This is a genomic window from Streptomyces sp. URMC 126, from assembly GCF_051386555.1.
Classification (GTDB): Bacteria; Actinomycetota; Actinomycetes; order Streptomycetales; family Streptomycetaceae; genus Streptomyces.
In genome coordinates this window covers 1-22,065 of the sequence record NZ_JBPQTX010000027.1, presented here as the reverse complement: position 1 = coordinate 22,065, position 22,065 = coordinate 1, and the positions used below count along the sequence as shown (strand labels likewise).

Annotated in this window: 19 protein-coding genes and 2 pseudogenes; 13 read left to right on the top strand and 8 right to left on the bottom strand. The window is 74.7% G+C overall.

Annotation, left to right across the window (positions count from 1 at the left end; genetic code table 11):
- Positions 1 to 85 precede the first annotated feature (85 nt).
- From ACSNOK_RS05705 to ACSNOK_RS05685, 5 genes are all read left to right on the top strand, one after another.
- Positions 86 to 658, top strand: a complete 573-nt coding sequence (locus ACSNOK_RS05705; RefSeq protein WP_436779461.1) for an NADPH-dependent FMN reductase — start codon at positions 86 to 88, stop codon at positions 656 to 658.
- A gap of 47 nt (positions 659 to 705) precedes the next feature.
- The gene (locus tag ACSNOK_RS05700) at positions 706 to 3,429 is read left to right on the top strand and encodes a helix-turn-helix transcriptional regulator (protein WP_436779460.1); all 2,724 of its coding nucleotides are present in this window, start codon (positions 706 to 708) and stop codon (positions 3,427 to 3,429) included.
- Positions 3,430 to 3,613: 184 nt separating this feature from the next.
- Positions 3,614 to 4,330 (top strand): FadR/GntR family transcriptional regulator, encoded by a 717-nt coding sequence (locus ACSNOK_RS05695; RefSeq protein WP_436779459.1) that lies wholly within the window; start codon positions 3,614 to 3,616, stop codon positions 4,328 to 4,330.
- Between the two features lie 84 nt (positions 4,331 to 4,414).
- Positions 4,415 to 5,677 (top strand): CynX/NimT family MFS transporter, encoded by a 1,263-nt coding sequence (locus ACSNOK_RS05690; RefSeq protein WP_436779458.1) that lies wholly within the window; start codon positions 4,415 to 4,417, stop codon positions 5,675 to 5,677.
- Between the two features lie 50 nt (positions 5,678 to 5,727).
- Positions 5,728 to 6,678 (top strand): aminoglycoside phosphotransferase family protein, encoded by a 951-nt coding sequence (locus tag ACSNOK_RS05685; RefSeq protein WP_436779457.1) that lies wholly within the window; start codon positions 5,728 to 5,730, stop codon positions 6,676 to 6,678.
- Between the two features lie 121 nt (positions 6,679 to 6,799).
- Here ACSNOK_RS05685 and ACSNOK_RS05680 read toward each other — a convergent pair whose 3' ends face one another.
- The 5 genes from ACSNOK_RS05680 to ACSNOK_RS05660 all read right to left on the bottom strand — a co-directional run bounded on the left by ACSNOK_RS05680 (position 6,800) and on the right by ACSNOK_RS05660 (position 11,243).
- Complete coding sequence (locus ACSNOK_RS05680) at positions 6,800 to 7,519, bottom strand: ABC transporter permease subunit (protein ID WP_436779478.1); 720 nt, start codon at positions 7,517 to 7,519, stop codon at positions 6,800 to 6,802.
- A 34-nt stretch (positions 7,520 to 7,553) separates the two neighbouring features.
- On the bottom strand, positions 7,554 to 8,465 hold the full coding sequence (locus tag ACSNOK_RS05675) for an ABC transporter ATP-binding protein (RefSeq protein WP_436779456.1): 912 nt from the start codon (positions 8,463 to 8,465) through the stop codon (positions 7,554 to 7,556).
- 49 nt (positions 8,466 to 8,514) lie between these two features.
- Positions 8,515 to 9,414, bottom strand: coding sequence for an ABC transporter permease subunit (locus tag ACSNOK_RS05670; RefSeq protein ID WP_436779455.1), 900 nt, complete (start codon positions 9,412 to 9,414; stop codon positions 8,515 to 8,517).
- Positions 9,404 to 10,456: an ABC transporter ATP-binding protein gene (locus ACSNOK_RS05665; RefSeq protein WP_436779454.1), complete on the bottom strand. Its 1,053-nt coding sequence runs from the start codon at positions 10,454 to 10,456 to the stop codon at positions 9,404 to 9,406. Before ACSNOK_RS05665 ends, ACSNOK_RS05670 begins: the two co-directional genes overlap by 11 nt.
- A gap of 121 nt (positions 10,457 to 10,577) precedes the next feature.
- Positions 10,578 to 11,243 carry a DUF4097 family beta strand repeat-containing protein gene (locus ACSNOK_RS05660; protein ID WP_436779453.1) on the bottom strand — a complete coding sequence of 222 codons (666 nt, stop codon included), beginning with the start codon at positions 11,241 to 11,243 and terminating at the stop codon, positions 10,578 to 10,580.
- A gap of 228 nt (positions 11,244 to 11,471) precedes the next feature.
- Here ACSNOK_RS05660 and ACSNOK_RS05655 point away from each other — a divergent pair, with 228 nt between their 5' ends.
- From ACSNOK_RS05655 to ACSNOK_RS05635, 5 genes are all read left to right on the top strand, one after another.
- On the top strand, positions 11,472 to 12,245 hold the full coding sequence (locus ACSNOK_RS05655) for a helix-turn-helix domain-containing protein (protein ID WP_436779452.1): 774 nt from the start codon (positions 11,472 to 11,474) through the stop codon (positions 12,243 to 12,245).
- Positions 12,246 to 12,353: 108 nt separating this feature from the next.
- The gene (locus tag ACSNOK_RS05650) at positions 12,354 to 13,250 is read left to right on the top strand and encodes a M24 family metallopeptidase (RefSeq protein WP_436779451.1); all 897 of its coding nucleotides are present in this window, start codon (positions 12,354 to 12,356) and stop codon (positions 13,248 to 13,250) included.
- A complete protein-coding gene (locus ACSNOK_RS05645) occupies positions 13,247 to 15,055 on the top strand; it encodes an SDR family oxidoreductase (RefSeq protein WP_436779450.1) in 1,809 nt (602 codons plus the stop codon). The genes ACSNOK_RS05650 and ACSNOK_RS05645 overlap by 4 nt, the downstream gene beginning before the upstream one ends.
- A 26-nt stretch (positions 15,056 to 15,081) precedes the next feature.
- Positions 15,082 to 15,984, top strand: coding sequence for a metal-dependent hydrolase (locus tag ACSNOK_RS05640; protein WP_436779449.1), 903 nt, complete (start codon positions 15,082 to 15,084; stop codon positions 15,982 to 15,984).
- Between the two features lie 71 nt (positions 15,985 to 16,055).
- A complete protein-coding gene (locus ACSNOK_RS05635) occupies positions 16,056 to 17,015 on the top strand; it encodes a MerR family transcriptional regulator (protein ID WP_436779448.1) in 960 nt (319 codons plus the stop codon).
- Between the two features lie 31 nt (positions 17,016 to 17,046).
- On the opposite strand, the gene pspAB is transcribed toward ACSNOK_RS05635, so the two are convergent.
- Together pspAB and htpX are read right to left on the bottom strand one after the other, a co-directional pair.
- Positions 17,047 to 17,631: a PspA-associated protein PspAB gene (gene pspAB, locus ACSNOK_RS05630; protein WP_436779447.1), complete on the bottom strand. Its 585-nt coding sequence runs from the start codon at positions 17,629 to 17,631 to the stop codon at positions 17,047 to 17,049.
- A gap of 9 nt (positions 17,632 to 17,640) precedes the next feature.
- On the bottom strand, positions 17,641 to 18,549 hold the full coding sequence (gene htpX / locus ACSNOK_RS05625; protein WP_436779446.1) for a zinc metalloprotease HtpX: 909 nt from the start codon (positions 18,547 to 18,549) through the stop codon (positions 17,641 to 17,643).
- A gap of 163 nt (positions 18,550 to 18,712) precedes the next feature.
- Between htpX and ACSNOK_RS05620 the strand changes: the two genes are divergently transcribed.
- Positions 18,713 to 19,630, top strand: coding sequence for an LLM class flavin-dependent oxidoreductase (locus tag ACSNOK_RS05620; RefSeq protein WP_436779445.1), 918 nt, complete (start codon positions 18,713 to 18,715; stop codon positions 19,628 to 19,630).
- Positions 19,631 to 19,726: 96 nt separating this feature from the next.
- On the top strand, positions 19,727 to 20,629 hold the full coding sequence (locus ACSNOK_RS05615; RefSeq protein ID WP_436779444.1) for an HAD family hydrolase: 903 nt from the start codon (positions 19,727 to 19,729) through the stop codon (positions 20,627 to 20,629).
- Between the two features lie 148 nt (positions 20,630 to 20,777).
- Here the strand turns inward: ACSNOK_RS05615 and ACSNOK_RS05610 are convergent.
- Positions 20,778 to 21,116 (bottom strand): annotated as a pseudogene (locus ACSNOK_RS05610) (M23 family metallopeptidase); the annotation flags it as partial.
- Between the two features lie 15 nt (positions 21,117 to 21,131).
- Between ACSNOK_RS05610 and ACSNOK_RS05605 the strand changes: the two are divergent.
- Positions 21,132 to 22,065, top strand: a pseudogene (locus tag ACSNOK_RS05605) (hypothetical protein); the annotation flags it as partial.

The window sequence follows — 22,065 nt, the reverse complement described above, 5'->3', positions numbered from 1 at the left end:
CCGCCGCGTCCCGGCGCACCGGCCGAAAGGCCCGTCGTGGCTCACTCGCCCCGCAGTTCACCCCCACACACAAGGAAGCATCGCCATGAACTCCGCCCCCCTCCGCGTCGCCGTCATCGTCGGTTCCACCCGCGAGGGCCGGTTCGGCCCCACCGTGGCCGACTGGTTCGTCCGCGAGGCCCGCGCCCACTCCGGCCTGGACGTCGATGTGCTCGACCTGGCGGACGCGGGCATTCCGAACGCCCTGTCCGGCGAGCCCACCCCCGAGGTCGCCGCGGTCTCCCCGCGCCTGGCCGCCGCCGACGCCTTCGTGGTCATCACGCCCGAGTACAACCACTCGTACCCCGCCTCCCTCAAGGCCGCGATCGACTGGCACTTCCCGCAGTGGCAGGCCAAGCCCGTCGCCTTCGTCTCCTACGGCGGGGTGAGCGGCGGCCTGCGCGCCGTGGAGCACCTGCGGCAGGTCTTCGCCGAGCTGCACGCCGTCACCGTCCGGGACACGGTCAGCTTCCACATGGCCTGGGACCGCTTCGACGAGGCGGGCGAGCCGCTGGACGCCGACGTGGTCAACGGCGCGGCCAAGCGGATGCTCGACCAGCTCGTCTGGTGGGGCCGCGCCCTGCGGCAGGCCCGCGCCGAGGTGCCCTACGGCGCCTGAGATCTCCCCCCTCGTAAGGCTGCTGACCAGCCATTACTGTGGCCGTCATGCTGCACGGACGCGCCACGGAACTCGACGCACTCGACCGGCTTCTCGCCGACGCCCGCCAAGGGCGCAGCGGCGCCCTGCTGCTCCGCGGCGAGGCCGGCATCGGCAAGTCCGTGCTGCTCGACCACGCCGCGCGCACCGCGCGGGAGGCCGGGATGCGGGTACTGCGCGGCACCGGCGTCGAGGCCGAGGGGGAACTCCCCTACGCGGGGCTGCACTTGATGCTTGCCGGGGTGCTCGACCGGCTCGACCGGCTGCCCGGGGCCCAGGCGGAGGCGCTGCGCTCCGCCCTCGGCATGGCCTCCGTCGGCGACGGCGACCGCTTCCTCGTCGGACTCGCGGTGCTCACCCTCCTCGACGGCCTCGCCGAGGAGCAACCACTGCTGTGTCTCGTGGACGACGCACACTGGCTCGACCGGGAGTCGGCGGACGCCCTGCTGTTCGCCGCCCGCCGCCTGGGCGTCGAGCCGATCGCCGTCGTCCTGGCCGTCCGCGAGGGCGACGCCCCCGACTTCCCGGCTCCCGGCATACCGGAGCTGCGGCTGTCCGGTCTCGACCCGGCGGCCGCCGGCGCCCTGCTGGACGAGCACGCCGCCGGGCTGTCCCGGCACGCGCGCGAGCTCGTCCTGAAGGAGGCCGCGGGCAATCCGCTGGCCCTGTGCGAACTGCCCTCCGCACAGCGGGAGGACGAGCGGTACGCCTCCCCGTACGGCATGGCCGTCCTCCCGCCGCACAGCAGGCTGCTGCGCGCGTTCACCACGGCCGTCGCGGCGCTGCCGGAACCCACCCGGGCGCTGCTCCTCGTCGCCGCCGCGGCGGGCGCGGCCGACCTCGCGACCGTGCTCGGCGCGGCGGAACGTTTCGGCGCCGGTCTGGACGACCTCGAACCGGCCGAACGGGCCCGGCTCCTGGCCCTCGTGGACGGCCGGCTCGCCTTCCGGCACCCCCTGGTGCGGACCGCCGTCTACCAGGACGCGCCCGCGAGCCGCCGGCTCGCCGCGCACCGGGCGCTGGCCGACGCGCTCGCCGGCCGCCCGGACCAGGCGGACCAGCGGGCCTGGCACCTCGCCGCCGCCGGAACCGGGCCCGACCCGGAGACCGCCCGGCTGCTGGAGGAGAGCGCCGAACGCGCCCGCGCGCGCGGCAGTTCGCGCGCCGTCGCCGCCGCCTACGAGCGGGCGGCCGAGCTCACCCCGGACCCCGCCGGGCGGTGCCGCCGGCTGACGGCCGCGGCGCGGGCCGCGACGGACGCCGGCCGGCCCGCCCACGCCGAGGAACTGGCCGGACGGGCCGCCGCGCTGGCGGACGGGCCGGCCGCGCTGGCCGCCGCCGTCCGGGTCCGGGCGGAGGCCGTGGACGAGCAGGGCCGCTCCCGGGACGCGTACGCCCTGCTCGCCGGCGCCGTCCCGGACCTGGCCGGGCCCGCCCCCGAGCTCGTCGGGCCCCTGCTCTTCCAAGCCGCCCAGGCCGCCTGGCACGCCGCCGACCAGGCCGCCCTGGACCGTACCGCCGCACAGGCCGCCGAGCTGGGGCTGCCCGAGGCCGGGCGGATCGCCGCGCTCGCCCGGCTCGCCGCCGGGCAGCACCGGTGCGGCCCCGCCGACTCCGGCGCCGGCGCCGACGCCGTCCGCGAGCTCATCGGCGCCGACGGCGACTCGGCGGCGGACGTCCGGGAGGCGGTGCGCCTCGGCTGGTGGCACCTGTTCGCGGGCGACCTGCCGGCCGCGCGGGACGTGGCCGTCGCGCTGGAGCGGCGGTGCCGGGAGAGCGGCGCCATCGGCACCCTGGCCCTCGTCCAGATGCTGCTCGCCCGCACGCAGTTGCTGCTCGGCCTGCACCGCGAGGCGCTGGCCACCGCCACCGAGGGGATACGGGTCGCCGAGGACACCGGGCACACCCGGGCCCGGATCCACCTGGCCACCGTCCTCGCCCAGCTCGCCGCCGCCCGGGGCGACGAGGAGGGCACCCGCGCGCTGACCGCCGAGGCCCTCGCCCTCGGCGTGGCCCCCGGCACGGTGCACGCCGCCTGCGCCCTCGCCCTGCTCGACCTGGGCCTCGGCCGCACGGAAGCGGCGTTCGACCGGCTCACCGCCGTCGCCGAGGGCACGGAACGCCAGGGGCTCATCGGCAGCCTGCCCGACCTCGTCGAGGCCGCGGCCCGGCTGGACCGGCCCGAGGGCGGCCGGTACGCCCTGAGCTGGTACGAGCGGCACGCCGCGGCCTACCCCCGGCCCTGGACGCGGGCGGTCGCCGAGCGCTGCCGGGCCCTGCTCGCCGCCGGCCCGGCCGCCGCCGGCGAACACTTCGCGCACGCCCTGCGGCTGCACCGCGACGGCGGCTCCGCCTTCGAGCGGGCCCGCACCGAGCTGCTGTACGGCGAGCACCTGCGCAGGCGGCGGCAGACCTCCGAGGCGCGCCCGCTCCTGCGGGCCGCGCTGCACACCTTCGACCGGCTGGGCGCGGCCCCCTGGGCCGGACGGGCCCGCACCGAACTCCGCGCCACCGGTGAGAGCCTCGCCGCGCCGACCGCGACCCCGGGCCTCCTCGACCGGCTCACGCCGCAGGAGTCGCAGGTCGCGAAGCTGGCGGCGCAGGGGCTGAGCAACCGGGACATCGGGGCGCGGCTGTTCATCAGTCCCCGGACGGCCGGCTACCACTTGTCGAACGTCTACCCGAAGCTGGGGATCAGCTCGCGGACGGAGCTTGCTCGGTTGGGGTTGTGAGGGGTGCCCCGGTCCCTCCCTTTCGCCGTTTCCTGGGGCTGCCGCCCCAGACCCCGCTGATCGCGGCTTCGCCGCTCGTCCTCAAACGCCGGACAGGCTGATATAGCCCGTCCGGCAGGTTGTAGGATGACTGGGCAACCGGGTTACCCGGTCAAGAGGAACGAGCCGCCCCCGGAAGGACCCCGTGGCACTACGAGCAGCCGGACGCCAGTCCCTCGTCGACACCGTCGTGGAACAACTGCGCACCCAGGTGGCGGCCGGCGAATGGCCGGTAGGCGCCCGCATCCCCACCGAGCACGCCCTCGCCGAACAGCTCCAGGTCGGGCGCAACACCGTCCGCGAAGCCGTCCGCGTCCTCGTGCACGCCGGAATGCTGCGCTCCCGGCAGGGTGAGGGCACCTTCGTCGTCTCCACCGCCGACCCGGCGGAGATCATGCGCGGGGTACAGCGCGCCGGCGTACGGGACGTCCTCGAACTGCGGATCGCGCTGGAGGCCGAGGCCGCCCGGCTCGCCGCCACCCGCCACGAACCCGCCGACCTGGAGCGGATGCGTGCCGCCCTGGACGCCCAGAAGGAGCTGGAGGACGCCGACGGCCAGCCGGACTCCGGCAGCCTGGAGCTGTACGCGCACCACGACATCGAGTTCCACAAGGCCGTCGTGGAGGCGGCGCACAACACCGCGCTGACCGCCACGTACACCTGGTTCAGCAGCTCCGTGCGCGAGGCGCTGCTCACGGCCCTCGACGACCGGGAAATGCCGCGCATCCTCCACGGCGACCACCACGCCGTCATGGAGGCCATCGCCTCCGGCGACCCCGACGCGGCCCACCGCGCCGCGCGGGCCCTGCTCGAACGCCCCAAGCAGGCGGTCGAGGCACTGCTGGCCGACCAGCGGCGGTAACCCCCGGGGACACTCCCGGCCCTCCCGCGTCCCGCCCGGCGGGCCCTCGCCCCGCCGCCCGAGCTCCACCCGAAAGGCACCCGCATGTCCGAATCGAGGCCCCAGACACCCCTCATAGCCGCCGAGGAGCCCTCCGCGGCGGCCCCCACCCCCGCCGCCGTACGCAGCCTGCGGGCGCACCCCGCGCTGGTGCTCGCCGGCATCATCCTGGCCTCGCTGAACATGCGGGCGGCGCTGGCCGGCGTCTCCCCGATGGTCGGCGAGATCAACGACCACTTCGGGCTGAACGCGACCGCCAGCAGCCTGGTCACGACCATTCCGCTGGTCTTCATGGGTCTCGGTTCGATCGCCGCGCCGCGGCTGGCCCGCCGCTTCGGCACCGAGTCGGTGCTGTGCGCCGCCCTCGTCCTGCTGTGCGGCGGCATCCTGATCCGCGTCGCGCCCCCGGTGGCCGCGCTGTTCGTGGGCGGCGCGCTGGTCGGCACGGCCATCGCCTTCCTCAACGTCCTGATGCCCGGCCTGATCAAGCGGGACTTCCCGGACCGGGCCGCGAGCATGACCGCGCTCTACTCCACGGCGATGATCCTCGGCGCCACCGCCTCGGCCGCCTGCGCGGTCCCGCTGGAGAACGCCCTCGGCGGCTGGCGCGGCTCGCTCGCCTCCTGGGCGCTGCTCGCCGCCCTCGCCGTCCTGGTGTGGATCCCGCAGGCGCTGCTCTCCCGGCGCGGCGGCCACCACGTCCCCGCCCCGGCGGCCGGCGGGACCTCCTCCGAGGGTCCGGCCCTGCTGCGCTCCGGGCTGGCCTGGCAGGTCACCCTGTTCATGGGCACCCAGTCGCTGATCGCCTACGTGTGCATCGCCTGGATGCCGACCGTCTTCACCGATCACGGCATGGCCAAGGGCGAGGCGGGCCTCGTCTACGCCTTCTACACGCTGGTGCAGATGGCCGGTTCGTTCGTCGTGCCCGTCCTCGCCGGACGGCTGCGCGACCAGCGGCTGCTGGCCGTGGGCGTCGTCCTGCTGCTGGCCGGCGGCGCGACCGGGCTGCTGCTCGCCCCGGTGGCGGGCGCCTGGGTGTGGGCGACGATGATGGGCGTCGCCCAGGGCGGCACCCTGGGCCTCGCGCTGACGCTGATGGTGCTGCGCAGCCGCGACGCGCACACCGCCGCCCGGCTCTCCGGCATGGCGCAGACCTGGGGTTATCTCCTCGCGTCCGTCGGCCCGTTCGCCGTCGGCGCGGTGCACCAGGCCACCGGCGGCTGGGAGTTGCCGATCTGCGTCCTCCTCGCCGCCTGCCTGGCTCTGGTGTTCCTGGGGCTCGGCGCCGGGCGCGATCGGAAGATCTGAGACGTTAGGGGTGGGTGAGACACCGTCCACGCCGTGAGGAGCGCGCCACCGTGCCCAGCCCGTCGCCCCTGATCACCGTCCCGCCGAAGCTCGCCGAGCACCACGAGGAGCACAACCCCGAGCACGCCGCCGAGTGGATCGCGGGGCTGCCGGACCTGGCGGCCGGCTTCCTGGACCGCTGGAACCTGCGGCCCGACGGGGAGCCGGCCCACGGCTACGTGGCCCTCGTCCTGCCCGTCCGACGGGAGGACGGCACCCCGGCGGCGCTCAAGCTCCAGCCCATCGACGACGAACGGGCCGGCGAGCCGCTCGCGCTCCGTGCCTGGAACGGCGGCGGCGCGGTCCGGCTCCTCGAACACGACCCCGCCACCGCCACCCTGCTCCTCGAACGCCTCGACGCCACCCGGTCGCTGGACGACGAACCGGACGCCGAGGCCGCCCTGCTGACCCTGGCCGGCCTGCTGGCCCGCCTCCATACGGCCCCCGCCCCGGAGGGCATGCGGCACCTGGGAGACGTGGTGCGCGAGATGCTCACCGGCGTACCGGAGGCCCTGCCCGCCCTGGAGGACCCCGCCGAACGCCGCTGGCTCGCCGACTGCGCCGAGGTGGTCCGCGACGTGGCCGACGAGCCCGGCGACCGGCTGCTCCACTGGGACCTGCACTACGAGAACGTGCTGGCCCCCCTCCCCGGCAGCCCCGCCGCCGAGCGCGGCCCCTGGCTGGCCATCGACCCCGTCCCGCTCGTCGGGGACCCCTGCTTCGATCTGATGCCGGCGTTCGACAACCGCTGGGACGACCTCGTCGCCACGGGCGACGTGGAACGGGCCGTACGGCGGCGGTTCGACCTGATGACCGACGTCCTGAGCCTGGACCGGGGCCGGGCGGCACGGTGGACGATGGCGCGGGCGCTGCAGAACTCGCTGTGGGACGTGGAGGACGGGGAGACCCGCCTCCAGGAGGAGCAGATGGCGGTGGCCCGGGCGGTGGCGCGGTACGTGTGACAGCCGCCCTTGGCCTGCCGCGGCGCTTTCTCGCAGCCCCACGTCTCGTAGCGGGGACCGCGTGGGCGAGAGCGGCACTCGGCGCCGTCTCGGCGGGCGGCCGAGTGCCGGGAGCGGGGTCTTACTCCTCCCCCGCCAGCGTCAGCTTGCGCAGTTTTTCGCCCGCGTACCAGGTCGCCGCCACCGTGACTCCGGCGAGCAGGACCAGCGCCACCGGCAGGCCCACGTCCGAGGAGACGGCGCCCGGTGCGGCGATGCGTTCGGCCAGGGACAGGGACCACTGCTGGACGCTGAGCGTCCGTGCGCCCGGGACCAGGCTGCCGAAGAGGGACTCCCAGATCAGGGCGTAGACGAGGCCGGCGACGACCGCGTGCCGGGTGATCGTGCCCAGGAGCAGGAAGAGGGCGCTGTAGGCCACGGAGGCGACGGCGGCGGCGATCGTGTAGGCGAGGGCGATGCGCTGGCTGTTCCCGTTCAGCAGCAGGCCCGCGATCAGGGTCGGGATCGCCGAGAAGGCGACGGTGACGCCGGTCGCGACGAGGAGCTTGGTGAAGACGATCGTCGGGCGCTTGACCGGTTTGGCGAGGAGGTAGACGACCGAGCCGTCGTCGATCTCCGGGCCGATGGCGCCGGTGCCGGCGATGACGCCGATCAGCGGGACCATGGTGGCCAGCGCGAAGCCGCCCAGGACCTTGGTCGCGGTGTCGTCGTCGGCGCCGGTCAGCAGGCGGACGGCGGCGGAGATGAGCAGCAGCAGGGCGGGCAGGGTGAAGAGGACGGCGGCCCGGCGGCGGCCGAGGAGTCCCCGGTAGGTGAGCCGGGCGACGGTCGGGTGGTAGATCCGGTGGGTGGTTCCCATGGTTCGGCGCCTCCTTTCAGGCCGTGACGAGGTAGGAGAAGACCGACTCCAGGGACTCGTCCGAGGGCGAGACCGTGAGGAGGCGGATGCCGTGCGCGCGGGCCACGGCCGGGAGCAGGGTGGTGAACCGGCCGAAGTCCACGGCCTGGACGCGCAGCGCGCCCTCCTGGACGTCCACCTCGATGCCGGACGTCGACGGGTCGGCGATGAGCGCGGCGGCGAGGGCGCGGTCGTCGTCGGAGCGGACCAGGTAGCGGTGCGGCCGGTTGGTCATCAGCCGGCGGATCTTGCGGAAGTCGCCGGACGCGGCGTGCCGTCCGGCCACCACGACCTCGATGTGCGCCGCGAGCTGCTCGACCTCCTCCAGGATGTGCGAGGAGAACAGCACCGAGCGGCCCTCGGACCCCATCCGCCGCAGCAGGTCCATGAGTTGCATGCGCTGCCGGGGGTCCATGCCGTTGAACGGTTCGTCGAGCAGCAGCACGGACGGGTCGTGGACGAGGGCGGACGCCATCTTGACGCGCTGCCGCATGCCCTTGCTGTACGTGGAGATCTTCCGGTCCTGGGCGTACTCCATCTCGACCGTGGCCAGCGCCCGGCGGGCAGCCGCGTCGGGCAGCCCGTGGAGTTCGGCGTTGGCGCGCACGAACTCCAGCCCGGTGAGGAAGTCGTACATCGCCTCGCGCTCGGGGACGACGCCGATGTGGCGGTAGATCTCCTCGTTGCCCCAGATGACCGTGCCGTCGAGGGTGACCGTGCCGGTGGAGGGGGCGAGGAAGCCGCCCATCATGTTGATGAGCGTGGACTTGCCCGCGCCGTTGGGGCCGAGCAGGCCGGTGACGCCGGGGCCGATGGTCATGGAGACGTCGTTGACGGCCACCACGTTGCCGAACCAGCGGGAGACGTTGTCGATGCGAATCTCGCTCATGGGCGCGGCCCGTTCCTTCGGGGGTGGTGATCGGGGGACGGGTGGCCGCTCACAGTCCGGCCTTCCGGTAGCGGCGCATCAGCAGCCCGTACGAGCCGGCGATCAGCGCGAGGACGACGAGCAGGTAGACGATCCCCGCGCCGGTGCCCGGGCCGTGGCCGCCGGGGAAGCTGGACGTCGCGCCGAGGAACGCCGTCTGCACCCCGTCGACGAGGGTGACCGGGGAGAACAGGCCCAGCCAGCCGATGACATGGGTCTCGTCCTGGGCGAGGGCGATGCCCTGGACGGTGCTCACGGCGCCGTACGAGATGGTGAGGACCGCGATCACGGCCGCCACGCCGAAGCCGCGGCGCGGGGTGAGGGCCGCGACGACCAGGCCGAGACCGGCGAAGAGGAGGGACAACAGGGCCACGGAGACCAGTCCTTGGGCGAAGGCTTTCGTCTGGGCGGCGAAGCCGAGCTTCGCGAGCAGGGCGCCCACGTAGAGGATCAGCAGGGGTGCCGCGGTGAGCAGGAACAGCGCCGAGGCGAGCGCGGCGTACTTGGCCAGGACGTAGTCCACGCGCTCGATCGGACGGGAGAAGTAGAGCGGGATCGTCCGGAAGCGCAGGTCCCGGGAGACCGCCTGCGGCGCCTGGGCGGCGAGGTAGAGCCCGATGACGGCCTGGAGGAGGATCGCGTACCGCGTGTACTCGACGGGCAGGTCGCTCATCTTGGTGGCGACGGCCACCGCGACGATGATCGCGGCCGGGGCGCACATCACCGCGAGCAGCGTCATCGGCAGGACCTTGGACTTGGCCGAGCGGCCCAGTCCGTAGGCGCCGCGCAGGCTCTGCGACCAGAGCGAGCGGCGGGCGTAGCCGCGGCCCAGGCGGGGGCCGGTGTACGGCCGGTAGCCGATGTTGTGGATCACGTCCTGGGCGGGCGTGGGCCTGGTCTCAGGCGGCATGGGACGTGCCCCTTTCCCGCTGGCTGTGGTCGGTGGGAGCGCCGTCGGCGGCGTGGCCGGCGGGAGCGCCGTCGGTCCTGAACACCTCGGCGATGCGGTGCCGGCGCTGTTCCATCCGCACCAGGCCCAGCCCGAGCCCGGCCACCGCGTCGCGCACGACGTCGTACGTCTCGTCCCCGGCGAGGTCGACGAGCAGCACGTGCCCGCCGCCCGCCGCCGGGTACCCGCCCGCGCCGCCGGCGGCCCGCACCGCGAGCCCGGCGGCCGTGAGGGCCGCGCCGAGGGCGCCCGTCCCGTCCGGGTGGGCGTCGGTGTCGGTGACCTCGACGGCGAGGGAGCCGGTGGCCTGGGTGAAGTCACTGGTGGCGGAGGAGCGCAGCAGCCGGCCGCCGTCGATGACGACGACGTGGTCGCAGGTGCGCTCCAGTTCGCCGAGGAGGTGGGAGGTGACCAGCACCGAGATCCCGAAGTCGGTGTGGACCCGGCGGATCAGGGCGAGCATCTCGTCGCGGCCGACGGGGTCGAGGCCGTTGGTCGGCTCGTCGAGCAGCACCAGGCGGGGGTCGTGGACCAGGGCCTGGGCCAGTTTCACCCGCTGCTTCATCCCCGTGGAGTAGCCGCCCATCGGGCGGTAGCGCTCCTCGTAGAGGCCCACGTGCCGGAGGGTGTCCGCGGTGCGCTCGCGCGCGGCGGTCAGCGGCAGCCCGGACATCCGCGCCATGTGCACGACGAACTCGGTGGCCGAGACGTCGGGCGGCAGGCAGTCGTGCTCGGGCATGTAGCCGACCCGCTCCCGGATGGCCGCGCCCTCCGTGGCCACGTCCAGTCCGAGCACCCGGGCGCTGCCCTCGGTGGCCGGGGACAGCCCCAGCAGGATCTTGATCAGCGTCGACTTGCCGGCTCCGTTGGCGCCGACCAGGCCCGTCACTCCCGGGGTGATGTCGACGGAGAGCCGGTCGAGCGCGGTCACCTTGGGGTACCGCTTGCTGAGGCTTTCGGTGGCGATCACTGTCACGTCATCGACGGTAGTGGCGCCGGCCACAGCGGGCGTCCCCCTAGGTGACGGCTTCCGCCTAGTCCTCCAGGCTGATCGTCCCGTAGGGGGTGGGCCGGAAGTACGGGACCGGGGCGAGGGCGGGATGGAGCAGGGGCGGGGGCGCTTCTCACAGGGCGCGGGCGGTGATGTCGCCGTAGGCGGTGGTCGCGCGGATGGCGAGGCCGGCCGTGCCGTCGTTCTTCAGGGCGTTGCTCACCCGGCCGTAGGTGGTGCCGGCGTCCAGGGTGGCCGAGACACCGGGGGCGGCCGTGACGGAGATGTCGCCGGACTGGGCGCTGAGCACGACCGTGCCGCGCACCGCCTCGGCGATCCGGATGTCGCCCCGCGCGGTGCCGATCTCCGCCGGGCCGGTGAGCCGGCCCACCTCGACGTCGCCGTCGGTCACGGTGAGGCGGAGGCTCGCCGCCTCGTCGATCTTGACGGTGCGGTACGCGCCGTCGAAGACGACGTCGCCGAGGCGGCCGACGCCGCGCAGTTCGGCGCTGCCCGACTTCCCCTCGACGTGCGAGCCGGCGGGCACCCGCACGGTGACCTCGACGGATCCGGTGGGGCCGAAGTACTGGTTCTTCGGCGCCCGGGAGGCGATCCGCAGGACACCGTCGGCGTAGACGACCTCGGTCTGCTCCGCCGCCTTCACGTCGCGGCTCTTGGCGGCGTTCGCCGGCAGCACCTCGACGGTGGTGTCCGACCGGTCGGCGGCGATGACCTGGACGCGCCCGGCGGGGAGGTCGAGGACGGTGGTGACGGCGGCGGGGGTGTCGAACTTCAGCATGGTGGGCTCCTGACGGGTCGTTCGTTTCTGACGTTGGAAACGCTACGTTGCGTTCGCCATTTCGACAACATCCACGTTGCGCGGTGACCGCAAAGCTGCACGTCAGAGCAGAAATTTCATTGCAACGGTCCACAGAGCAACGCAACACACATCCGACCGTTCATTGCAATGACCTCGCACCGAACGCTACGGTGAGCACCTCGTACGACCGTGAAGAGGGAGAACCCCATGCCGGGAGGCAGGCTCACCCAGCAGGAACGCCGGCAGATCGCGCTGGGCCTGGCCGACGGCCTCGCCTACGCCGAGATCGCCAGGCGCCTCGACCGCCCCACCTCGACCGTCACGCGCGAGGTGATGCGGAACGGCGGTCCCGCCGGCTACCGCGCCGACGTCGCCCACCGCGCCACCGAACAGCGCGCCCACCGCCGCCGGCAGCCCGCCGCCCGGGGGCCGGAGGCGGCGCCTCAGCCGTACGGGCGCGACGCCGAGGCGGTGCGCGCGTACGAGGAGGTGTTCACGGCCGTCCTCGTGCGGTCCGGCACGCCCAGGATGATGGCCCGCGTGCTGGCCTGCCTCTGCCTGAGCGACACGGGCAGCCTCACCGCGTCCGAGCTCGTCCGGCGGCTCCGGGTCAGTCCGGGGTCGGTCTCCAAGGCGGTCGCGTTCCTGGAGGAGCAGGGCCTCGTCCGCCGGGAGCGGGACGGGGGCCGCCGCGAGCGGTACGTCGTCGACGACGACGTCTGGTACCAGTCCATGATGGCCAGCGCGCGCGGCACCACCCAGCTCGCCGCGACCGCGCGGGACGGGGTCGCCGTCCTCGGCCGGGGCACCCCGGCAGCCGTCCGCATGGAGAACATCGCACGCTTCCTCGACTTCATCAGCGAGAGCATCGTCCGCGCCGCCGAGCAGGCCCGCGAGGTCCTCCACACCAGGCCGGCGACGGTCCCGGACGACCCCGCCGAACCGGCCCCGGACCGCGCGCGGACGGCGGACCGCGCGTAAGTACAGAGCGGCGCCCAGGCCGGGCCGCCGCCGCACCCCTTGACGCAGCCGTCGAAGATTGTCACATTCATCGGTGTCAACTTCCGCACCGGCAGGGACGGTTGCGTCATGAAGACCGCCGCGTCACCGCACGTCACAGAGGACCTGGCCGGATTCCGGGAGGTGCAGCGCCTCGCCTACGCCTGCGCCGAGGCCGTCGCCGCGCAGCTCGTCCCCGGGATGACCGAGCGCGACGCCGCCCGGCTGCAGCGGGAGTGGCTGCGGCGGCGCGGGGTGCGCGACTGGTTCCACCTGCCGTTCGCCTGGTTCGGCGACCGCACGGCGTTCACCGGCTTCCGGGTGCCCACGCAGTTCTTTCCCTCGGGGCGGCGGCTGGCCCCCGGGATGCCGTTCGTCCTGGACCTGGCGCCGGTGTACCGGGGGTTCACGGCCGACGTCGGCTACTCGGGCTGCCTCGGACCGGACCCGCTGCACGCCCGGATGCTCGACGACCTCCTGGACCACCGCGACCTCATCCTGCGCGGCGTCCGCGAGCGCCGTCCGCTGCGCGCGGTCTACGAGGACGTCGACCGGCTCATGACGCGCCAGGGCTACGCCAACCGGCACCGCGCCTACCCCTTCGGGGTGATCGCCCACAAGGTCGGCCGGGTGCGGGACCGGCGCCGCTCGCCCCGGGTCCTCGGCTTCGGCACCCAGGCGCTGAAGGGGCTGGCCTCCGACGCGCTGCACGGGCACCGGGAGGGCTGGTCGCCGCTGTGGAGCCCGTACCGCTTCTCCGACCACCCGCCCACGCCCGGGCTGTGGGCGGTCGAGCCGCACCTCGGATTCCGCGGCACGGGCGTGAAGTTCGAGGAGCTGCTGGTGGTCACCGACTCGCGGGATCCGGAGGAGAGCGCGTTCTGGCTGGACGACGACCTCCCGCACGTGCGGCGGGCCCGGCACCTCCCCCGCGTACGGGAACGACAGGCAGTGGGTCACGACGGACAGGAGGGAACCGGACGATGAACGCCTTCGGCACGGAGCTCGAAGGGGCGCGCGAGCGCCGGGTGCGGTCGGCCGGGGTCGAGCTGTGCGTCGCCGAACTGGGCGACGCCGCCGACCCCACCATCGTCCTGCTGCACGGCTATCCGGACAGCAAGGAGGTCTGGGCACCGGTCGCCCAGCGCTTGAAGAAACGTTTCCATGTGGTGCTCTACGACGTGCGCGGCTGCGGCCGGTCGACCGCGCCGAGCCCGCTGCGCGGCGGCTTCACCCTGGAGAAGCTGACGGACGACTTCCTCGCGGTCGCGGACGCCGTCAGCCCGGACGCCCCGGTGCACCTGGTCGGGCACGACTGGGGATCCGTGCAGGGCTGGGAGTTCACCACGGTCCGCCGCACCGAGGGCCGGATCGCCTCCTTCACCTCCGTCTCCGGACCCTCGCTCGACCACTTCGGCCACTGGATCAAGGACCGCGCCGTCCGGCCCACCCCGCGCCGCGCCGCGCAGCTGCTCGGTCAGGGCGCCCGCTCCTGGTACGTGTACGCGCTGCACACGCCGCTGCTGCCGGAGGCCGCCTGGCGCGGGCCGCTCGGCAAGCGGTGGCCGGACGTGCTGGAACGGTCCGAGAAGGTGCCGAGGGGCCCGTACCCCACCGCGTCCCTGCCGGACGACGCCGCCCACGGCGCCTGGCTCTACCGCGACAACGTCCGGGAGCGGACGCGCCGGCCGCGCCCCGACGCGTACGCGCACGCCCCCGTGCAGCTGATCACGCCGACCGGCGACCCGTTCCTCTCCGAGCACCTCTACGACGGCCTGGAGCGCTGGGCCCCCAACCTGGTGCGCCGGACCGTCCGCGCGGGCCACTGGGTCCCGCGCACACGCCCGGGCCAACTCGCCGACTGCATCACAGAGTTCGTGGCACGGCAGACGGGCACCCCCACCCCCGCGCCGGCCCGGCGCGTACCGGCGGGCGGAAAGGCGCGCGCCGAACGCTACGAGCGGTACGAACGGCGCTTCGCCGGGCGGCTCGTCCTGGTGACCGGCGCCGCGAGCGGCATCGGCCGGGCCACCGCCTTCGCCTTCGCCGAGGCGGGCGCGCGGGTCGCCGCGGTGGACCGGGACGCGGAGGGCGCCACGCGCACGGCCGAGCTCGCCCGGCTCCTCGGCGCACCCGAGGCGTGGGCCGAGTGCGTGGACGTCTCCGACGAGGCGGCGATGGAGAAGCTGGCGGCCCGTACCGCCGAGCGCCACGGCGTCGTCGACGTCCTGGTCAACAACGCGGGCATCGGCGTGGCGGGACCGTTCCTCGACACCCCGCCGGAGGCCTGGCGGCAGACCCTGGACGTCAACCTGTGGGGCGTGCTGCACGGCTGCCGCCTCTTCGGCCGGCAGATGGCCGAGCGCGGCGAGGGCGGCCACATCGTCAACACCGCCTCGGCCGCCGCCTTCCAGCCGTCCCGGACGCTGTCCGCCTACAGCACCTCGAAGGCCGCGGTGCTGATGCTCTCGGAGTGCCTGCGCGCCGAGCTCGGCGACCGGGACATCGGCGTCACCGCCGTCTGCCCGGGCATCGTCGCCACGGGCATCACGTCCGCCACCCTCTTCACGGGCGTCCCGGAGGAGGAGCAGCGCCGGCTGCGCGAGCGGGCCACCCGGCTGTACGGGCGGCGGAACTACCCGCCGGAGCGGGTGGCCGACGCGATCCTCCGGGCCGTCCACGACGACCTGCCGGTCGTCCCCGTCACGCCCGAGGCGCACGCCCTCCGCCTCCTCGCCCGCTTCGCCCCCCGCCTGCGGCAGGCCGTGGCCCGCGCCGAGCCGCGGCTCTGATCGGACCTCTTCGAAGGAGGACCCGCATGACCACCGACCACCACCCCATCACCCCCCGGCGCGTCTCCTTCGACTGGCGGGAGACGCCGCTGCACTGGATCCCGGACGAGCCGACGGCCACCCACGTCATCAACGTGCTGCACCTGCTGCTGCCCGCCGGGGAGCGGTGGTTCGTCAAGGTCTTCAAGGAGGCCCTGCCGCTGGTCCGGGAACCCGAACTGCTCAAGGACGTCAAGGGGTTCATGGGCCAGGAGGCCACCCACAGCGTCCAGCACTCCTACGTCCTCGACCACCTGGCCCACCAGAAGCTCGACACCACCCCCTACACCAGACAGGTCGACTTCCTCTTCGACGTGCTCCTCGGCGAGCGGCCCCCGTTCGGGCTGCCGCTCTCCGAGCGGGAGTGGCTGCGGTTCCGGCTGTCGGTGATAGCGGCGGTGGAACAGTTCACGGCCGTCCTCGGCGACTGGGTGCTGCGGGCCGACGCCCTCGACGCCGCCCGGCCCGACCCGGTGATGCTCGACCTGCTGCGCTGGCACGGCGCCGAGGAGGTCGAGCACCGGTCGGTGGCCTTCGACATGTACCAGCACTGCGGCGGCGACGAGCCCGGCCGCTACGCCCGGCGCGTCCTCGGCATGGCGGTCACCGCGCCCGTTCTGACGTACCTGTGGGGGCGCGGCGCCGCCTACCTGATCCGGCACGACCCCCGGCTCGCCAAGCGGCTCCGCTACACGCTGCGCCACCACAAGCGCGCCGTGGACAAGGGGCTGCTGCCCACCTGGCGCGAGCTGGGGGCGGCCATCCCGCGCTACCTCCGGCGGGCTTACCACCCTTCCCAGGAAGGGTCGTTGAGCAGGGCCGTCGCCTACCTCGCCGCCTCCCCCGCCGCCACCGGGGGACGGGCGCCGGGCGGTACGGTCGCGTCGTAGGGTGCGGTCCGTGCCGCGTGGTGCCGCGGCGCGAGGAGAGGAACGGGAACGGTGCCGGTGAGGAGTACCCCGTGAGCGAGTCGCCGGCGTACCGGATCGAGGACCTGGCCCACCTCAGCGGTGCCACGGTCCGTACGATCCGCGCCTACCAGGACCGGGGCCTCCTGCCCAAGCCCGAGCGGCGCGGCCGCGCGAACGTCTACGGCGACGCGCATCTGGCCCGGCTGCGGCGGATCGGTGATCTCCTGGAGCGCGGCTACACGCTCGCCAGCATCAAGGAGCTGCTGGACGCCTGGGACGCCGGGCGGGGGCTGGGCGGCGTCCTCGGGCTCGTCGCGGAGGTGGACGGGCCGTGGTCGGACGAGCGGACCGGCCGCGTCACCCGCGCCGAGCTGGTCGAACGGTTCGGGGGCGTTCCGGACGACTCGGCCGTCGAGGACGCCGTGGAGCTGGGCGTCCTCGAACCGGTACCGGGCTCCCCGGACACCTTCCTGGTCCCGAGCCCGCAGGAGCTGGCCGTCGCGGCCGAACTGCACTCCTCCGGCGTGCCCCTCGCGGCCATCCTCGCCCATCTGCGGGAGGTGCGCGTCCAGGTCGAGCGGCTGGCCGGCCGCTTCGTCGAGTTCACCGACGAACACGTCTTCCGGCCCTACCTCGACCACCCGCCGACCGAGGAGGAGGCGGACCGGGCCGCCGCGCTCGTCCGGCGGCTGCGGCCCCTCGCCCAGCAGACCGTGGACGCCGAACTCGCCCGCGCCATGCGGCTGCTGGCCGTCCGCAACCTGCGCCGGCACCTGGGGGAGGCGGACCGGCACGCGTCCGCGCCGCGGCCCGCGGCGTCCGCCGCCGACGCCGCGCGGGTGACGGTCGAGCTGCCCGCCGCCACGGTGGACGCCGTCCGGGACCTGGTCGGGCCGGACGGCGTCGGCGCGTTCCTCGCGGCGGCGGCCGAGCGCGAGGTCCGGGCGCGGGTCATGGACGGCCTGGCCGACCGGCACCGCCGGGGCGCCCCTCCGGAGCACGCGCCGTAGCGGCGGCCGGGAGCCTCGCCGCGTGGGACGGTCACAGGCCCGGCGCGCCCCATACGGGGAACCAGCGACCCAGGTCCTCCTCGATCCGCAGGCCGTCGGCGAGCAACGCCCTTGCCTGGAGCTCCAGTTCGTGGTCGCGGCGCTCATGGGCGCCCTCGACGGGCGCGAAGGGGTAGAACGTGCCGCGCTTGTAGAGGTAGACGAGGGCGAGGGAGCGGCCGCGCCGGTCCCGGAAGCCCATCAGGGAGCAGAGCAGCTGCGGCCCGAACCCGGCTTCCCCGAGCAGGGTGTTGACCGCGTGCAGGTCGTTGACCAGGGCCGGGGTGTCGTCCGGTGGCCGCCGGGCGAGCAGCCAGGTGTACCCGTAGGGGTCGCGGCGGAACTCGACGGGCGTCCCGCCGCGCGCGGTGTCCGCGTCGAGCAGCCGCCGGACGTCGTCACGCAGCGCGTCGAACGCCCCGCCCTCCACGCTCGCGAAGCAGACCGAGCCGAGGCCGGTCGGCTCCAGCCCGGCGCCGGCCCGGAGCGTCAGGGCGGCGGACGGCAGGGCGAAGAGGCGGTCGAGATCGGGGCGGACCGGCTTGCTCCGCCCGAGGATGACGTCCAGGAAGCCCATGGGTCGCCGTCACCCCGCCCGTCCCAGGTCCGCCGCGATCCTGCCGAGCTGGTCCAGCCGCCGTTCCAGCGGCGGGTGCGAGGAGAGCAGGCCGCTCAGGGTCTCCTTGGAGAGGGCGGGCGCGAACCAGAAGGCGTTGAACGGCTCGGCCTGCCGCAGGTCGCGGGTGGGGATCCGGGCGAGCTGCCCGGTCACCTTGGTGAGGGCGGACGCGAGCGCCGAGGGGCGGCCCGTCAGCAGCGCGGCGGCCCGGTCGGCGGACAGCTCCCGGTAGCGCGACAGCATCCGGGTGAGCAGGAAGCTCACGGCGTAGACGACGGCGCTGACCAGCGGGACCACCACCATCACCAGGGCCGTGTTGGCGTCCCGGCCGCCCACCCTGCGCAGCCCGCCCCACAGCCCGATCCGCGTGATCAGACCGGCCAGCACGCCCAGGAAGGAGGCGATGGTCATCACCGCCACGTCGCGGTGGGCGACGTGGCTCAGCTCGTGCGCCAGCACCCCTTCGAGCTCCTCCGGCTCCAGTCGGCGGAGCAGTCCGGTCGTGGCGCAGACCAGGGCGTGGTCCCGGTTGCGGCCGGTGGCGAAGGCGTTGGGGACGTCGGTGTCGGCGACGGCCACGCGCGGTTTGGGCATGTCCGCCAGGGCGCACAGCCGGTCCACCGCGCCGTGCAGCTCCGGGGCCTCCCGGGCGGTCACCTCCCGCGCCCCCATGCCGAACTCGGCGATGCGGTCGCTGAACCGGAACTGGGCCACGAACAGCCCTCCGGCCAGGATCAGCACGATCGGCCACGCCCCGCGCAGCAGCACGATCAGCCCGCCCACGAACACGACGTAGAGCAGGCCGATGAAGAACATCGTGCCCACCATGCGCGTGGTCAGCCCCCGGTCGGGGGCGAAGCGTGTGGTCTCCCGCACAGCGGCCTCCCAGTCCTCGTGCCGCCGTGACCGCGGCACCCGGGAAAGGTTCCTCTTGTCCCGATTCTCCCTCTCGTCTCCCCGGTCGTGCCGTTCGCGCCTTGCGCGGCCCTTCGCCCGCCGGGGCGGAACCGGGGAGTCCGGGGCCTTAGGCTCTGGAACCATGGCTTCCGCGCACCGTCTCAGTACCTTGATCCTGCCCCTCCACCGCTGGTCGGAGGGGGGACGCGACCGGTGGGTGGGCGCCGAGGAGCTGGGGTTCCACGCCGCGTACACCTACGACCACATCTCGTGGCGGACGTTCCGCGACGGGCCGTGGTTCGCCGCGGTCCCCACCCTGACCGCCGCCGCGGCCGCCACGAGCCGGATGCGCCTGGGGACCATGGTCACCTCGCCGAACTTCCGGCACCCCGTCACCCTGGCCAAGGACCTGGTGGCCCTGGACGACGTGTCGGGCGGGCGGATCACGCTCGGCATCGGCGCCGGAGGCAACGGCTTCGACGCCACCGCCCTGGGCCAGGAGCCCTGGTCGCCGAGGGAGCGGGCGGACCGCTTCGCCGAGTTCGTCCCGCTGCTCGACCGGCTGCTGACGGAAGGCGCCGTCTCCCACGAGGGCAGGTTCTACTCGGCGGTCGAGGCCCGTACCCTCCCCGGCTGCGTACAGCGGCCCCGGCTGCCGTTCGCCGTCGCCGCCACCGGTCCGCGCGGGCTGCGGCTCGCCGCCCGGCACGGGCAGGCGTGGGTGACCACGGGCGATCCGAAGCTGTACGAGACCGGCACCCCCGAGCAGTCCCTGGCGGCCCTCCGCGGGCAGCTCGGCAAGCTGGAGGCGGCGTGCGCGGAGGCCGGCCGGGAGGCCGCCGGGCTCGACAAGATCCTGCTGACCGGCTTTACGCCGGAACGGAACGGTCCGCTCCAGTCGCTGGAGGCGTTCGTCGACTTCGCGGGCCGCCACTTCGAGCTCGGCTTCACCGAGATCGTCGTCCACTGGCCGGTGCCCGACTCCGACTTCGCCGCCGATCAGCGGGTCTTCGAGCGGATCGCGACGGAGGCCCTCGGCCGGCTGGCCGCCGACGGCTGAGCCTCCCACGGATCCCGCCGGTCCCCGGACGATTCCCTGGCTCGAAAGCGCGCCGCCGCGCCCATCCGTGCGCCGCGGCGCGATGGGTCACCGACAATGGGAACCGTGACTTCAGCTACCGAGCAGCCCGAGACCCCGGCCGCCGGCCGGACCGCCCCGATACCCCGGCTGATCGCCACCGACCTCGACGGCACGCTGCTGCGCGACGACAAGACGGTGTCCGGCCGGACCGTGGCCGCGCTGGCCGCCGCCGAGGCGGCCGGGATCGAGGTCTTCTTCGTCACCGGCCGCCCGGCACGCTGGATGGACGTCGCGAGCGCCCATGTGCACGGGCACGGCCTGGCGATCTGCGCGAACGGCGCCGCCGTCGTCGATCTCCGGGGCGGCGGCCGGTTCGTCGAGGTCCGGCCGCTGGAGCGGGCGGACGCCCGCGTCATCGTGGAGCGGCTGCGCGCCGCCGTCCCGGGCACCTCGTTCGCCGCCGAGCGCACCACCGGCTTCCACTACGAGCCGCGGTACCCGCCGTACCAGCTCGACCCGGGCGCGACCGTCGCCCCCGCCGAGGAGTTCCTGGCCGACGACTTCGCCGGGGCGGAGACGGCCGCCGGCGAACCCTGCGGCCCCATCCTCAAGCTGCTCGCCCACCACCCGGAGCTCGCCCCCGACGCGTTCCTCGCCCTGGCCCGCACCGCGGCGGGCGAGCACGGCTCGATCACCCGCTCCAGCCCGACCGCGCTGCTGGAGATCAGCGGGCTCGGCGTCAGCAAGGCGAGCACCCTGGCCGGGTACTGCGCGGAGCACGGCATCGCGCCGGAGGAGGTGGTCGCCTTCGGCGACATGCCCAACGACCTGGAGATGCTCGGGTGGGCCGGGACGTCCTACGCCATGGCCAATGCTCATCCCGAGGTGTTGGCCGCGACGACGCATCGGGCTGCCGCCAACAACGAGGACGGGGTCGCGGCGGTGATCGAGCGGATCGTGCGCGCGGCTTGCGGGTGAGGGGTGCCCCGGGCCCGCCCTTTCGCCGTTTTCCCGGGGGCAAGCCCCCGGACCCCCAAAGCGCCGGACGGGCTGTATCAGCCCGTCCCCCCCCCCCCCCACACACCCCCACCCCCCGCCGCCGCAGCCACTCCACCGGATCCACCGCCGACCCGAACTCCGGCGTGGTCCGCACCTCGAAGTGCAGGTGAGGCCCGGTCGAGTTCCCCGTCGTCCCCGACAACCCGATCCACTCCCCCGGCCGCACCCGCCGCCCCGGCCCCACGAACGGCGCCGCCAGGTGCGCGTACTGCGAGTACCAGCCGCCCGGATGCCGGATGACCAGGCTGATGCCGAAAGCGCCGCCGCACCCCGCGGACACCACCGTGCCGGGCCCGACCGAGCGCACGGGCGTGCCTGTGGGTACGGCGAAGTCCTGGCCGGTGTGCGTGCCGGACCAGTTCGCGCCGGAGCCGCCGTATCCGGCGGAGAGCCGGTAGCCGTGCACCGGGCGGGTCCAGCGGTGGCGGGACGGGTCGCCGGACGGGTCGCCGGACGGCCGTTCGCCGTCGTCCGGGCCGAGCCCGTCGCGGTCGGCCGTCCGGCAGCGGCCCTCGGCGACCTCGGCGGCGGCCAGCGCGTCCAGCCGGCCGCGGGCGGCGGTCAGCCGGTTCCCCACGGCGTCAAGGGCGGTCCGCAGGTGGGCGGCGTCCCGGTCGAGCGCCTGCCAGGACAGGGCGGTCGCCCGCGCCTCGGCGGCGAGGGCCCGGCTGCGGTCGTCCGTCTCGCTGAGCCGCCGGGCCAGCCACTCCCGTCGTCCGGTGTCGTCCTCCTGGACGGACAGCAGCTCCAGCGGGTCGTCCAGCAGCCGGGGGCTCTCGCGGGCGGTGAAGCCGCCCGTCCGGTACTGCGCCCGGGCGGCGGCCCCGGCGTCCTCGCGCAGCACCCCCGAGACGAACCGCAGGCCGTTCAGCCGCTCGGCGAGCCGGTCGGCCTCCCGCCGCCGTTCCCGGGCGGCCGGCGCCGCCCGGGCGTAGCGCTCCCTGACCAGGGCCTCCTCGCGGGCCAGCCGGTACACCTCCGAGGTGGCGCGGGCGAGCAGGCCCGGGGCCGCGTAGGAGGCGGGCGGCCGGGAGGCGAGCACCGGCGTCGCCGTGACGGCGAGTACGCACAGGACCAGGCAGCCGTCGCGGCGGAGGCGGCGGCCGGAGCGGTGCGGACGCGGCCGGCCGCCGCCTGGATGGGAACGCTGAAAGCGGCGCATGGACGCGATCGTGACCCGGGATCCGGGCGCTCCGCTTCCGCAGGGGGACCGTTCAGGGGACGCCCGGACGGGCCCGCGGGAGCGGCCCGGACCCCGGGCACGCCCCGTCCCGCGGGCACGGCCGGAACCCCGGGCACACCCGCTCCGCCCTCCCCGTCCCGCTACAACGGCGCCTCCCACACCACCCGCGTCC

Excerpts from the sequence above, each read along its gene's own strand:
- ACSNOK_RS05705 (WP_436779461.1), top strand. The coding sequence starts at position 86 with ATGAACTCCGCCCCCCTCCGCGTCGCCGTCATCGTCGGTTCCACCCGC.
- ACSNOK_RS05700 (WP_436779460.1), top strand. The coding sequence starts at position 706 with ATGCTGCACGGACGCGCCACGGAACTCGACGCACTCGACCGGCTTCTC.
- ACSNOK_RS05690 (WP_436779458.1), top strand. The coding sequence starts at position 4,415 with ATGTCCGAATCGAGGCCCCAGACACCCCTCATAGCCGCCGAGGAGCCC.
- ACSNOK_RS05675 (WP_436779456.1), bottom strand. The coding sequence starts at position 8,465 with ATGAGCGAGATTCGCATCGACAACGTCTCCCGCTGGTTCGGCAACGTG.
- ACSNOK_RS05670 (WP_436779455.1), bottom strand. The coding sequence starts at position 9,414 with ATGCCGCCTGAGACCAGGCCCACGCCCGCCCAGGACGTGATCCACAAC.
- ACSNOK_RS05660 (WP_436779453.1), bottom strand. The coding sequence starts at position 11,243 with ATGCTGAAGTTCGACACCCCCGCCGCCGTCACCACCGTCCTCGACCTC.
- ACSNOK_RS05655 (WP_436779452.1), top strand. The coding sequence starts at position 11,472 with ATGCCGGGAGGCAGGCTCACCCAGCAGGAACGCCGGCAGATCGCGCTG.
- ACSNOK_RS05650 (WP_436779451.1), top strand. The coding sequence starts at position 12,354 with ATGAAGACCGCCGCGTCACCGCACGTCACAGAGGACCTGGCCGGATTC.
- ACSNOK_RS05645 (WP_436779450.1), top strand. The coding sequence starts at position 13,247 with ATGAACGCCTTCGGCACGGAGCTCGAAGGGGCGCGCGAGCGCCGGGTG.
- ACSNOK_RS05640 (WP_436779449.1), top strand. The coding sequence starts at position 15,082 with ATGACCACCGACCACCACCCCATCACCCCCCGGCGCGTCTCCTTCGAC.
- pspAB (WP_436779447.1), bottom strand. The coding sequence starts at position 17,631 with ATGGGCTTCCTGGACGTCATCCTCGGGCGGAGCAAGCCGGTCCGCCCC.
- ACSNOK_RS05620 (WP_436779445.1), top strand. The coding sequence starts at position 18,713 with ATGGCTTCCGCGCACCGTCTCAGTACCTTGATCCTGCCCCTCCACCGC.
- ACSNOK_RS05615 (WP_436779444.1), top strand. The coding sequence starts at position 19,727 with ATGGGAACCGTGACTTCAGCTACCGAGCAGCCCGAGACCCCGGCCGCC.